The 13,494-nt window shown below is 59.5% G+C and carries 12 protein-coding genes; 5 read left to right on the top strand and 7 right to left on the bottom strand.

Features of this window, described 5'->3' with window-relative positions:
- Positions 1-75 precede the first annotated feature (75 nt).
- Complete coding sequence (locus tag AAFX04_04660) at positions 76-1,500, top strand: TIGR00366 family protein (GenBank protein MEO1044712.1); 1,425 nt, start codon at positions 76-78, stop codon at positions 1,498-1,500.
- Positions 1,501-1,559: 59 nt separating this feature from the next.
- Here AAFX04_04660 and AAFX04_04655 read toward each other — a convergent pair whose 3' ends face one another.
- The 4 genes from AAFX04_04655 to glmM form a co-directional block, all read right to left on the bottom strand.
- A complete protein-coding gene (locus AAFX04_04655) occupies positions 1,560-1,928 on the bottom strand; it encodes a VOC family protein (protein MEO1044711.1) in 369 nt (122 codons plus the stop codon).
- 189 nt (positions 1,929-2,117) lie between these two features.
- Positions 2,118-2,738, bottom strand: a complete 621-nt coding sequence (locus AAFX04_04650) for a superoxide dismutase (GenBank protein MEO1044710.1) — start codon at positions 2,736-2,738, stop codon at positions 2,118-2,120.
- 116 nt (positions 2,739-2,854) lie between these two features.
- The gene (gene thiD, locus AAFX04_04645) at positions 2,855-4,045 is read right to left on the bottom strand and encodes a bifunctional hydroxymethylpyrimidine kinase/phosphomethylpyrimidine kinase (GenBank protein MEO1044709.1); all 1,191 of its coding nucleotides are present in this window, start codon (positions 4,043-4,045) and stop codon (positions 2,855-2,857) included.
- Positions 4,045-5,385, bottom strand: coding sequence for a phosphoglucosamine mutase (glmM, locus tag AAFX04_04640; GenBank protein MEO1044708.1), 1,341 nt, complete (start codon positions 5,383-5,385; stop codon positions 4,045-4,047). Before glmM ends, thiD begins: the two co-directional genes overlap by 1 nt.
- A gap of 107 nt (positions 5,386-5,492) precedes the next feature.
- Here glmM and AAFX04_04635 point away from each other — a divergent pair, with 107 nt between their 5' ends.
- Together AAFX04_04635 and AAFX04_04630 are read left to right on the top strand one after the other, a co-directional pair.
- Positions 5,493-6,953, top strand: a complete 1,461-nt coding sequence (locus AAFX04_04635) for an amino acid carrier protein (GenBank protein MEO1044707.1) — start codon at positions 5,493-5,495, stop codon at positions 6,951-6,953.
- Positions 6,931-7,923, top strand: a complete 993-nt coding sequence (locus AAFX04_04630; GenBank protein ID MEO1044706.1) for an aldo/keto reductase — start codon at positions 6,931-6,933, stop codon at positions 7,921-7,923. The genes AAFX04_04635 and AAFX04_04630 overlap by 23 nt, the downstream gene beginning before the upstream one ends.
- A 7-nt stretch (positions 7,924-7,930) precedes the next feature.
- Here the strand turns inward: AAFX04_04630 and AAFX04_04625 are convergent, their stop codons facing one another.
- Complete coding sequence (locus tag AAFX04_04625; GenBank protein MEO1044705.1) at positions 7,931-8,623, bottom strand: NnrU family protein; 693 nt, start codon at positions 8,621-8,623, stop codon at positions 7,931-7,933.
- Between the two features lie 155 nt (positions 8,624-8,778).
- Complete coding sequence (locus AAFX04_04620; GenBank protein MEO1044704.1) at positions 8,779-10,359, bottom strand: peptide MFS transporter; 1,581 nt, start codon at positions 10,357-10,359, stop codon at positions 8,779-8,781.
- A gap of 155 nt (positions 10,360-10,514) precedes the next feature.
- Here AAFX04_04620 and AAFX04_04615 point away from each other — a divergent pair, with 155 nt between their 5' ends.
- Positions 10,515-11,102: a nitroreductase gene (locus AAFX04_04615; protein ID MEO1044703.1), complete on the top strand. Its 588-nt coding sequence runs from the start codon at positions 10,515-10,517 to the stop codon at positions 11,100-11,102.
- A gap of 57 nt (positions 11,103-11,159) precedes the next feature.
- The gene (locus tag AAFX04_04610; GenBank protein MEO1044702.1) at positions 11,160-11,504 is read left to right on the top strand and encodes a GntR family transcriptional regulator; all 345 of its coding nucleotides are present in this window, start codon (positions 11,160-11,162) and stop codon (positions 11,502-11,504) included.
- A 3-nt stretch (positions 11,505-11,507) separates the two neighbouring features.
- On the opposite strand, the gene AAFX04_04605 is transcribed toward AAFX04_04610, so the two are convergent.
- Positions 11,508-13,493, bottom strand: coding sequence for a tetratricopeptide repeat protein (locus AAFX04_04605; protein ID MEO1044701.1), 1,986 nt, complete (start codon positions 13,491-13,493; stop codon positions 11,508-11,510).
- Between the last annotated feature and the right edge of the window lies 1 nt (position 13,494).

The raw sequence follows: 13,494 nt of genomic DNA, 5'->3' as shown, positions 1-13,494 counted from the left end.
CTAAATGCATATACCAACTTGTATATCTGATTGCGCTCTGGCAAAAATCGATCGCCGATAAGGGGCGGCCATATTTTGAAACAGACCGAGGATGCCGCGCCGACTTCCGTTCAAAAATCTTCCTGGCTGGAGAAGATACCCCATCCCTTCGCGCTGATTTTCGGTATTATCGTTGTCGCGGCGATCCTTACCCACATCATTCCTGCAGGTGCGTACGACAAGGTCACACTCGCAAATGGCCGCGAAGCGGTGGTGCCCGGTTCATTTCGCTATATTGAAGGCAATCCGGCCAGCTTCATGGATGTTTTCCTCGCGATACCAGAGGGTCTGATCAGTGCAGCCAATATCATCTTCCTGGCGTTCATCTCGGGAGCGACATTCCAGCTTCTGGAGTATAGCCGAACACTGGAAAATGCGGTCGGAAGCGCCATCCGCGTAATCGGGCGGAGGCGCGCCATGCTGTTGATCGTGATGACGACGTTCCTCTTTGGTGCGCTCGGCGTGTTCGTGGGATATGAGAGCAATATCGCACTGGTGCCAATTGCTGCGATCATCTGCCTTGCGATCCGTGGAGACCTTATCCTGGGGGCTGGCGTTTCGCTCGGCGCCATCGGCATCGGATTTGCCACTTCGCCGATCAATTTCTTTACCGTTGGTACTTCGCATATGATTGCCGAATTGCCGATGTTCTCCGGAGCCCTTCTGCGATCGGCCTTTTGCCTTACCTGTTTGTCTGTTCTCGCCTGGTATAATTGCCGTTATTATGCGGGTCTCCTTAATGGCAGGATCACCTCTTCTGTGGGTTCCATCTCAACCGAAGGACTGCAGCTTGAAAAGGATATCGATACGTACAGGATGCGCCCCCGGGACATAATGACACTCGCCGCGTTTTTCGGCCTTTTTGCATTCCTTCTCTTCGGCGTCTTCAACTATGGCTGGTATATCAATCATTTCTCGGCAATCTTTGTCATGATTGCAATCGCCACAGCGATTATTCACCGCATTCCGGTGAACATGGCTGTCGATCAGATGATACAAGGCGCCGCAGCAATCGCAGGCGGTGCGCTGGTCATCGGCCTTGCCCGTGCCATTCAGATAGTGCTCGAAAACGCGTTAGTGGGTGAGACCATAGTCAACGCTCTGGCATCGCCACTGGCAGAATTCCCGCCCTATCTGTCGGCTGTGCTCATGACCCTGGTCAATTCGCTAATCAACATATTCATTCCATCGGGCAGCGGTCAGGCGATGGTGACCATGCCCATATTGATACCCCTGAGCGATCTGATTGGAGTTACGCGCCAAACGGCGATTCTGGCCTTCCAGGTCGGCGATGGCCTGACCAACCTTCTTGTGCCCACATCCGGCGGCATGATGGCGATGCTCGCCATGGCCCGCGTGCCCTATGACCGCTGGCTGCGTTATATCTTCCCGTTAATCGGGCTGTTATTCCTGATTTCCTGGATATTTCTGGGCATCGCGACCGCAATTCACTGGGAATAGACCGGAACGAACGTCATGCCTTGAAGGCCGGACTTCTTGTCACTGGGTAGCAGGATACTTTATTTCGGCGCGAACACGCAAAGTTTGTTCCCATCCGGATCGCGGGCATAAGCGACATAATGCGTGCCTTCACGAATACCCGGTTCACCCGCATCGGAACCGCCATGCGCCAAGGCAGCGGCATGAAAAGCATCAACCGAAGCACGATCCGACGTCTCAAAGGCAAGCATTGGTCCATTGCCACTTTTCGCCGCCTGCCGGTCATGGGGCGGTGTCAGGCAGACTTTTGCACGTTCTCCCTCACGCCCGTAGCGCGTCCAGCTCGGGTCAGTCTCTTCCCGCACGCCACCTATGGCACCGAAAACGGCATCATAGAACCGGATGGATCGGTCCATATCATTGGTGCCGAGTGTAGAATAAGCAATCATGCGCCGGGCCTTTTCACGATGACTTGGGCTAGAATTTTAATCTCGTGAGAGAGCAAATGTCTATGGCAAAGATCGGCAAGGCCGCGTACCAGCGAGGCTTCCGCAGATAACCGTGGATCAGGCATCAAAGCCCAAAAAGAAGGGCGGAGCAACGCGGCACCGCCCTTCTCTGTGTCATGTCTGTGAGGCTCAGCCCTGATCGGCGCGCGAGACACCTTCGCCGTCGAGATTCTGGGCGACGAATTCCCAGTTGATCGCCTTGTCCATCACCGTGTCGAGATAGTTGGGGCGGGCATTCTGGTAGTCGATATAATAGGCATGCTCCCACACATCGAGGGTCAGCAGCGGCTTCATGCCCTCATGCGCCACCGGGCTGTCGGCATCGTGCAGCGAGGTGATTTCCAGCTTGTCGCCGTTGAGCACCAGCCAGCCCCAGCCTGAGCCGAAATGGCCCGCAGCCTCGGCCTTGAACGCGTCCTTGAAGCCGTCGACCGAGCCGAAATCGGCGGCGATGCGGTCGGCGAGCGTCGTCGGCATGGCGACATTTTCCGGGCTCAGGCAATGCCAGAAGAAACTGTGGTTCCAGATCTGGGCGCTGTTGTTAAACAGACCCTGATTGCCGCTTTCCTTGGCGGCGATGATGACCTCGGAAAGCTTCTTGCCGTCATGATCGGTTCCGGCAATCGCGTCATTGGCCTTGCCGATATAGGCATTGTGATGCTTGCCATGGTGGAAGTCGAATGTACGCGCCGACATGACATCGCCAAAGGCGTTTTTGTCGAACGGCAGGTCTGGAAGGGTAAAGGCCATCTTGCATCTCCATCTTGGGGGTAATGTTGCCACATATATAGCGCCAGATCGGGACTCTCCAACCCTGTCGCAAAGATTAACGCATGTCATTTTAATAGGTTGCGATCATGACGCCTTCATGTCGCGATATTCCACCCAATGCGCCAGGGCGGATAGCGACGGTTTTCCCCGGCATGATAGAGGCAGATACGATGGCCCGAAGGGTCGGTGGTCCAGGCTTCGCGCCATTTCCACGACTTGTGCTCAGGGTTCCCATCAAATGCCCACCCGTTTTTGCGCAGCTTCTCCACAGCCTTGTCCACATCGGGAAATTCGAAATAGAGCGCTGCGGATGCCGACACCATCTCTGCTTCATGCAGCGAGAGTGTCGCGCCATTGGGTGCCTCGAACCGGGCATAGCTCGGCGGGTCATCGACAATATGGGTCAGGCCCAGTTCGGTGTAGAAGGTGACCGAAGCATCATAATTGGTACAATCGAGCGTCACCTGATTGAACAGCGGCCCCGGCAGCACCGCATCATTGCGTACCGTCTGATGCCCCATCGGGCCGTTATCGTCGACCAGATCGGGTGCATCGTGCAACGCGAGACGGACAAAGTCGCGCGCTATCATAACGGCGTCAAACAGCTCATGCCCCTGCCCCAAACCGACCGCGATGGCGCTCGACAGGGTGCATCCAGTGCCATGTGTGTGCGGGGTTGCGATCCGCTTGCCCAACATCGCTGCCTGACCGCTATCAGTAACCAGCCGGTCCTCAAGCAGGTCGATGTCCGGCCCGGCAACAACCGGAAGGTCTTCGGGTGCGCCATGCGCTCCATGCCCGCCCTTGATCAGCAGCGCCCTGCATTTGCCTCGCATAGCGGCCTCACCACCCAGTATCTCAAGTTCAGGCAGATTGGGCGTGGTAACGGTTGCCAGCGCCAGCAGCCTGTCAAACGCCGCAATAGTGTCATCATCAGCCAGTGCGGCCCCGCTGGTCGCGACCATGACCGGATCGAACACCACAGGCATTTTGGGCAATTTCTCCAGCCGGTCAGCCACGACTGCGGCAATGGTGGCGCTGCCGAGCATGCCGATTTTGATCGCATCGACGCCGATATCGCCGGTCACTACATCGATCTGCGCCGCCACCATGTCAGGATCGGTCGGCGCTATCGCGGAAACGCCTTGTGAGTTCTGCGCCGTCAGTGCGGTAATCGCGGTCATCGCATGGCCGCCCATCATGGTGATGGTCTTGATATCTGCCTGAATGCCCGCGCCGCCGCCGCTGTCCGACCCGGCAATGCTCAGCACCCGGACAGGCTGCATCAGGCAGCAACCTCTTCGATCACACCGCATAGCCGGTTGACCAGCAACTCGACCTGTGCCGCATCGTCCCCCTCGGCCATCACCCGGATCACCGGTTCAGTGCCCGAGGCGCGGATAACGAAGCGACCATCGGCACCCATTTCGTCCTCAGCCTCGGCAATGGCGGCTTTCACACGGTCATCCTCAAGTGGTTTGCCGCCGCCAAAGCGGACATTTTTCAGCAGCTGCGGCACGCGATCGAATATGTGCAACAACTCGCTTGCCGGCTTGCCCGACTGTACCAGTTCGGCCAGTACTTGCAGCGCTGCCGTAGTGCCATCACCGGTGGTGCCATGGTCGAGCAGAATCATATGCCCCGACTGCTCACCGCCGACATTGAAATCGCCGCGGCGCATCTCTTCCAGCACATAGCGGTCACCGACCTTGGTACGCTTCAGCCGCAATCCCTGTTCGGCAAGAAAACGCTCGAGCCCAAGATTGGACATTACTGTCGCCACCACGGTGCTGTTCTTCAGCCGTCCGTCACGCGCCCAGCCAGTGGCGATCAGCGCCATAATCTGGTCTCCATCGACCTGCTCGCCCTTCTCGTCGACCACAATCAGCCGGTCGGCATCACCATCGAGCGCAATGCCGATATCCGCACCTTCGGCGACTACCCGCTGCTGCAATGCCGATATGTGGGTCGAACCGACATTGTCGTTGATATTCTTGCCATTGGGCGACACCCCCATGGCGATGACCTTCGCACCCAGCTCCCAAAAGGCCGAGGGCGCCACCTGATAGGCGGCACCATGCGCGCAATCGACCACGATGGTGAGGCCATCGAGCCGGATATGATCGGGCAGTGATTTCTTCACCGCATGGATATAGCGGCCGCGGGCATCGTCGATCCGCCGCGCACGTCCGATATCGGGCGCCGATGCCAGCACCGGCTCTTCCTGCATCAGCGCTTCGATACGCAGTTCATCCTCATCCGACAGCTTGAAACCATCGGGGCCGAACAGCTTGATGCCATTATCCTCATAGGGGTTGTGGCTGGCCGAGATCATCACCCCCAGATCAGCGCGCATCTCGCGCGCGAGGAGCGCAATGGCCGGGGTCGGCATCGGCCCGACCAGGATCACATCCATGCCGACACTGGTGAAACCGGCGACCAGCGCCGATTCCATCATATAGCCGGAAAGCCGTGTATCCTTACCGATGATCACCCGGTGCCGATGCGCACCGCGCTGGAAATGCTTGCCCGCTGCCATGCCGATGCGCATCGCCATAGCGGCGGTCATCACCCCGGCATTGGTCCGTCCCCTGATCCCGTCAGTTCCGAAAAAAGCCTTGCTCACAGGCCCTCCATTGTCTTGCGGTCGTTTTGCCTGCCCTGATTACGTCATTGCGGGTTAGCCCGCTTCATCCTAACGATAAAGACTTTATAACCAGTTTTCGGACATTCATGGCCAATCCCATTCTCGCCTTCCTGACCGATGCAATCGATGCCCTGAACAGCGCCGTATTCTCACCTATTCCCTTTTTCGGTGCAGAAATCCCTTGGATCGTGCTGTGGCTGGCGCTGCCGATGCTGATCTTCACCGTCTATTTCGGCTTTCTCAACCTGCGTGCCATTCCGCTATCGCTGCGCATATTGCGCGGCGATTATGACGAGCCCGATGCACCGGGGCAGATATCGCAATTTTCGGCGCTGACCACCGCGCTGTCGGGCACTATCGGCCTCGGCAATATCGCCGGCGTCGCCATTGCCATTGCCACCGGCGGACCCGGCGCGGCCTTCTGGATGTTCGTCATCGGCTTTTTCGCAATGACAGTGAAATGCGTCGAGGTCACAATGGGTCTGAAATATCGCGTGGTCGACGCCGATGGCAGCGTACGCGGCGGACCGATGTATAATCTCAAAAACGGCTTTGCTCTGCGCGGTCTGCCGCGTCTCGGCTTTGCACTGGGTGCCTTTTACGCGGTGATGACCTTTATCGGCGCTATCCCGCTGGTGCAGGTCAATCAGAGCATGGCCACCCTGTCCGAAGTCACCGGCTATGCGACCTTTTCCGAGGCCGGCGACCCCAATAGCTTTGCCTTTATCTACGGGCTGGTCATGGCGTTCTTTGTCGGGCTGGTGGTGATTGGCGGAGTGACATGGCTGGGCCGGGTAACGGCGGTCCTCGTGCCGATGATGGCGGCTGTCTATATCACCGGCGTGCTCACCATTATCGTGGTGAATTTCGGCGAACTGCCCGCCGCTCTGGGCCTGATTATTTCCGATGCCTTTTCCGGTGAGGCGGTCGCCGGCGGCATGGTCGGCACCTTCATTGTCGGCATGCAGCGCGCGGTCTATTCCTCCGAGGCAGGAGTCGGTTCGGCGGTGATCGCGCATGCCCAGGCGAAAACGCGCGAACCTGCCTCCGAAGGTCTGGTGGCGCTGCTCGAACCCTTTTGCGACACGGTTATCGTCTGTTCGATCGGTGCCATCGCCATCGTGCTGGCCGGTACCTGGACCGGCGAGAACCAGGATATCCGCATCACCGCCGAGGCCTTTGGCCAGATTGCGGACTGGTTCCCCTGGCTGCTCACCGCAGCGGTGATGCTGTTCGCACACAGCACTTTATGCGCCTGGGGCTTTTACGGACTGCAGGCGTTCCAGTATCTCTTCGGCAAGGGCCGTAACCGCGAGATGACCTTCAAGCTGATCTATATCTTCATCCTGCCTTTGGGGGCTTTGCTGCAGATCGATGCTGTCATCGCGCTGGTCGACAGTGCATTTTTCCTGATGGCGCTGCCCAATGTTCTGATATTATACCTGTTCGCACCGGAGCTGCGCCGCGACATATGGGGCTATATCGATGGCAAGCGCGACAATAACAGGGCACAGGAGAACAAGGATGCAGCAGCGCAAACTGGGTAGTGAGCTGACCGTCTCGGCACTGGGGCTGGGCTGCATGCCGATGGCAGGCATCGGCAAGGGCATGTATGGCGAGGCCGACCTGACGGAATCGCTGGCCACGCTGGACCGCGCCATAGAGCTGGGCGTCACCCTGTTCGATACCGCCGAGGTCTATGGCCCGCATATCAATGAAGAGTTGCTGGGGCGCGGCATTTCTGGACGCCGCGACCGGCTGGTGATCGCCACCAAATTCGGTTTCAGATTCAATGAAGACGGCTTTCAGGGTGTCGATTCCACCCCGGCCAATGTGCGCCGCGCCTGTGAAGGATCGCTGCAGCGGCTCGGCATTGACGAGATCGACCTGTTCTACCAGCACCGGGTCGACCCCGATGTCCCGATCGAGGAGACGGTGGGCGAAATGGGACGGCTGATCGAAGAGGGCAAGGTGCGCTTTCTCGGCCTGTCCGAAGCCGGGCCGGAGACCATCCGCCGGGCGCAGGCAACACACCCGATTGCGGCGCTACAATCCGAATATTCGCTATGGGAACGCGAGGTCGAAGAGGAAATCCTGCCATTATGTCAGGAGCTGAACATCGGCTTTGTACCCTATAGCCCATTGGGCCGGGGCTTCCTGACCGGCCAGATCACCTCGCGCGAGGATCTCGACGAGGATGATTATCGCCGCCGCGATCCACGCTATTCGGAAGAGAATTTCGACCAGAATCTCAAGCTGGTCGATGTCGTCAAGGACATTGCCGCCAGCCATAACCGCTCGGCGGCGCAAGTGGCGCTGGCCTGGCTGCTGCACAAGGGCGAGGATATTGTCCCCATCCCCGGCTGCAAACGTCGCGCGACGCTGGAAGACAGCATGGCCGCCGCCGATCTGGCGCTCGGCGAAGACGATATGTCCCGGCTCGACGCGGCTGCACCGATAGGCGGCACCGCCGGTCCCCGCTATGGCGAGGCGATGCTGAAGATGACGCGGCTGTAGAGTGCGATCAGGGGGCGCTAATGCCCCACAAATTGGTCCAGGGCGGGACCATGGCAAAGCCAAGGCCATGATGCGCCCAGCTGGCAATCAGCCAGACCGCGATCCCGGCGATAATGATGCCCGATCCGGGCGTAACCAGTCCCTTGCCAAAGGGCAGGAAGCTGGTCTTGTTCTGCCAGTGCTGCCAGGACAGGCCCATCTCCTCGACCTTGCGTCGATCCTGCCCCGCCGCGCCGACAACAGCCAGCACCAATATGCTGCCCATCAGCCACAAATTGGCGCCTGTCGGTCGAGCCAGGATATGCGCCAACGCCCAGATCGCGAAAGACCACATCATCGGGTGGCGGGTGATCTTGAACACGCCATCGGGTTTGCGTTCGGCAAATTCTCCTGCCTGGGGGGCGGGCATGGCCGGGTTTTTCCAGACCGAGCCAATAAACAGCACGCTGGCAAAGAACATCAGGAACGCACTGACCGCAGGCATCCAGCCGGGAACGCTCCATAAGGACGCAGTCGACGGCAGCTCGCGATAGGCATGGATCGCCAGTCCCAAGGTGGCGAAGGAAACCAGCGAATAGACAATCTGATAACCCACCGTACCGAGCAGGCGCAGCAACGTGCCGCGCAGCAGGTGGGAGAAGCCCAAATGGGTGACGACAAAACCGACCGAGCCGGCGATCAGCAATATGCTATAATCCATGCAACCCTCCGCCTTTGTGGCTTTTACAACAGCGTTAGTGCATCTCACCGTGCAGGGCAATTGCGCATAATATTCCCTGGGGAATTGACCGGCATCCCCGAAGCAAAAAGGGCGCCCCGATGGACGCCCTTTTGTCTGTCGAGAGTTGTGAACGGCTATTCCGCCGGGCGCGTCGCCGGACGGATACCCCCAGCCTGTGGCTCGGCGATTTCCTTCTGGCCGAGCAGGTCGTCATCGATGGTGTCGTCGGTCAGGGTGTCGAGGTGCATCAGCTTCTTGATCAGGGGCGATACGACCAGAACACCGACACCGATGCCGACGGCATAGAGACCGACAGTGGAATAAACGCCCAGCACAACCTGCTTGCCCGCTTCTTCACCAACGCCTTCCGCGCCGGTGGCGGCGGCGATCAGACCGGCAGCGAAATTGCCGGTAGCCGAGGCGAAGAACCAGGTACCCATGATCAGCGAGGCCATATGCGCCGGAGCAAGCCGGTTCATTGCCGACAGACCGACCGGAGAAAGGCAGAGCTCACCGGTGGTGTGCAGCAGGTAGATCAGGAAGATGAAAATCACCGGCGTGGCATTTTCCATGCCCACCGCCTGCGCGCCCCAGACCAGCACCAGAAAGCCGAGACCGACCTGGATCACGCCAAGGCCGAATTTGAAAGGTGCCGAAGGCTCCAGCCCTCTCTGGCCGAGGAACTGCCAGACAATGGCAAATACCGGGGCCAGCAGGATGATGTAGATGGCATTGATCGACTGGAAGGTCGATGCCGGGACGCCGCCGCGATCGACATGGCGGTCGGTGAACAGGTTGAGCGATGACCCGGCCTGCTCGAACAATGCCCAGAAGACGATAGAGGTCAGGATCAGGAACATCGCGGCGAAAATGCGGTCGCGCTCTTCCGATGGCAGCTTGGCCACCGCGGTGAACAGCACATAGAGCACCAAAGCGCCGCCAAAGCCGCCGAGCACATAGCCCACAAGGTCCTGAAACTGGATCGCGGCCCAGCAAATGCCGACCATGCCAATGCCGATGGCGTACATGGTCCACTCGGTATTTTTGGCCAGCGGTTTGGGCGGTTCGCCGCGACCGAGCAGCAGCGGCTTGCCCCAGACGAACACCACCAGCCCGAGCAGCATGCCGATGCCGGCAAGGCCAAAACCATAGGCCCAGCCATAGGTCTCGCCAATATAGCCGCAGAGCAGCGAACCGATGGCCGCACCCAGGTTGATGCCCATGTAGAAGATCGTGTAAGCGGCGTCGCGGCGGGTATCGGTGCGTGGATAAAGCTGACCGACGATCACCGAGATATTAGCCTTGAGGAAGCCAGAGCCGACAATGATCAGCGCCAACGCCAGCCAGAAGACATAGATTACCGGATTGTCGACATTGCCGACCGCCGGTTCACCTTCAAAGGCCATAAAGCCATGCCCCAGCGTCAACAGGATAGCCCCGAACATCACCGCCTTGCGCTGGCCGAGATACCGGTCGGCGAGATAGCCACCAAGCACCGGGGTGATATAGACCAGAGCGGTATAGGCCCCGTAGATGACACCGGACTCGCTGTCCGAGAACAGCCAGTGCTTGGTCAGGTAGAAGATCAGCAGGGCGCGCATGCCATAATAGGAAAAGCGCTCCCACATCTCCGCGAAAAACAGGACATAAAGTCCTTTGGGATGCCCCAGAAATGTACCGGCTGAATCGCCGTCCTGCTGATATGTTCCGGCCAAAGCCCACCTCCAGATATGATTATTGTCAGGCCAGCTTCACCGCAGGCCATATTTTGCAGCGCACCTTAAACAAAAATGTCATGCTGTGAAGCCAATTGTCATGAAAAGCCCACAGCGCATTGCAATTCGCTGAACGCCGAACAATATGCGGAACCATGTATAATGACCTCTCCTCGCTGTCCGGCTATCTCGCCTCACGTCGGTCCTGCCGCCCGCGCGACATGGTCGCGCCCGGCCCCGATGCCGATACGCTCGCCCGGATCGTGACGACCGCGCTGCGCACCCCCGATCATGGAAAGCTCTCGCCATGGCGCGTGGTGCATGTGACCGGCGACCAGCGTGAGACGCTTGCGGAAAAGCTGCGTCAGGCTTATAGCGCGGAAAAGCCCGATGCCGGACGGCTTGAACTCGAAGCGATGGACCTGTTCGCGTCGCATGCGCCGGAAATGCTGGTGGTGCTGTACAGCCCCAAAGCCTCAAGCAAGATTCCCGACTGGGAACAGCAGCTCTCCGCCGGAGCGTTCACCATGAACCTGCTACACGCCATCCACAGCGCCGGTTTTGTCGGTGGATGGATTACCGGCTGGCCCGCTTATAATGACCGGGTGCGCGATCTTTTCGGTACCGAACCGGAAACGATTGTCGGTTTCCTCTATATTGGCACCCCGTCCAAGGCGCTGGAAGAACGCCCGCGCCCCGGCCTCGATGCGGTTTTCAGTCAGTGGGCACCGGACGACACCTAACCGGCGATCATCGGATAACACTTGACCTGACCCGCTGTGTTATGCCAGTGATGCACTATGGCTGAAACCAAACCCGTATATCTCAAGCTGCGCGACCTGATCGCGGCATCCATTCTCGACGGCACCTATAAAGAGGGCGAAATGCTTCCCTCTGTGCGTGCTTTGGCGGCGCAGGAAGGTGCCAACCCGCTAACTGTGGCCAAGGCCTATCAGGGGTTCCAGAATAACGGTCTGGTCGAGGTGCAGCGTGGTGTCGGCATGTTCGTGGCCGAGGGCGCAGTAGCACGGCTGCGTTCGGATGAGCGCGACAATTTCTTCGAGAATGTCTGGCCGCCTGTAGTGGCGCAGATGAAACGGATCGGTATCACGCCGCAGGAACTGCTTGAAGCCGCCGAAGACTGAGTCTCAAGCCTCACTTTGCGCGGCATAGCGCTTCTTGGTCTCGTTCAGTGTTTCGCGATAGTGCGGATTATCCGGCGCCAGCGACACCGCCTTTTCCAGCAAATCGATGGCATCGCGCAGACGATTGTCGTCATCCCCCAGCACCTGGCCATAGACATAGGTCACCACCGGGTTCATCGGCAGAGTGCGGTAGGCCGTCGCTGCTGTTACCTCTGCCTGCGGATCACCGGCCATATGTTCGGCCAGGGCCAGATCGGCGAGCAACAGCGGAACATTATCGCCCAGTCGCGCCCGCACTTCTGCCAGCGTGGTGCGTGCCAGTTCCCAGCGTCCGGCATCGAGATAGGCCGTCCCCAGCATGTGCGTGGCCCGCAAATGCGCCGGGTTGTTGGCAAGGAAGCGGCGCAATATCTCGGCTTTGGCGTCATTGCGCCCCAGATTGGCCATGGCATCGTGCAGCCGGACCATGACATCGAAGGTGAAACGCAACCTGACCGCCTCTTCATAGGCAGTGAGCGCCTGATCCCAGCGATTGCCCAACGCATGAACATCGCCAACCAGCAAATGGGCATCGGCCACACCGGGGAAACGCTGCTGCAGTCGTCGCGCACGTGACAGCGCCTCCCCATTGCGCTGCAATGTCAGCAATTTGCGGATCAGCCGGACCTCGGCCCGGGCATCACCGGGCGCTGACTGCACCGCATTCTGCAATTCGGAGAGCGGCAATATCTCGGGTACCAGCATCAATGCCGCATGCGGTGCCTGCGACGCGGCATTGATATAGCGCGCCGCTGCATTGCGGTCCCCCGCCGTCTCATGCACCCGCGCCGCCAGCATTAGCCGATAGCTGTTCGGCGTAACCAACAGGCCATTTTCGGTAACCAGATCGAAGAACGGCTTGGCCTCGCTGGTTCGCGCCATGCCCTGCATCACCAGATCCGCCGCCAGCGGATTGTTGGGCTGCAGCCGCAGCACCGTCTCGCAATGCTGCTGCGCCATCGCCAGATTATCCGCCTCCAGTTCCAGCGCACAGCGCAGCAATGCCGGTGCCGCCTGACCGTCGAGCCGATCCTGTGTCTTGAGCATCAGCGACCGCGCCAGCGCATGCTGGCCAGCACGCGCGGCGAGCACCGCCTGAAGGAAATAGCCACGGTCATTGCCCGGCTCGAGTGCGATAATCCGCCGCGCTGCCGAAAGCATATCGGTCATACGGCCGGCATCACCCAGTGTTTCGGCATAGGCAATGAGCGCCGGGATATGGTCAGGATCGATCTCCAATGCCCGCTCAAACCACGGCAAGGATGGCACCAGCCCGAACTGGCTGCGCGCCAGTTCACCGCGATAGAGCAGCGCCTCGACACTCTGCGGCGCCAGCGACACGGCAAAATCGGCGGCCTCGATCGCGCCTTGCTGGTCACCGCCCATGAAACGGTAGCGCGCAATCGACACCCATAGCATCGGATCACGGTCATCGGCGGCAATAGCGGCGTCATAGGCAGCACGAGCGCGGTCACGATCACCCTCGGCAAGATTGACTTCCGCCAATATCCTCTGGGCATAGCCCAGATGCCGCCGCGCCACCGGCCCTTCGGTCAGCCAGTTGCGGGCCCGGTCAAGCTGCCCCTGCAACAGCAGTGCATGCCCCATCAGATGGCGCAATTCCTGATCCTCAACACCAAGTTCACGCGCCCGGCGCAGCTCGGCCTCGGCGCCAAGCGGGTCGCGCAGGCGCAGATACACCATCGCCTGCATCAGTCTCGCCTCGGCCCAGTCCGGATCATCAGCAATGGCGTTGAGCAATTCTATCCGCGCGGTACGGTAATCGCCGCCGGCAATGCTCTGCTCCGCCCGCGCAAAGGCTTCCTGCGCCGCGCTGTTGTCCTGACCAACGACCGGAGCCAAAACCAGCGTCGAGGCAGTAACGACAGCCAGTGCCGCCATCGGCCAGCGCATCGGCGGCTTGTGTCTCATGCGTTTGCGCGAAGCCATT

The sequence above is a fragment of the Pseudomonadota bacterium genome (assembly GCA_039818985.1).
Lineage (GTDB): Bacteria > Pseudomonadota > Alphaproteobacteria > Sphingomonadales > Sphingomonadaceae > Alterisphingorhabdus.
Note: the sequence above shows the minus strand (reverse complement) of the source record. Positions and strands in the feature narration are given on the sequence as shown.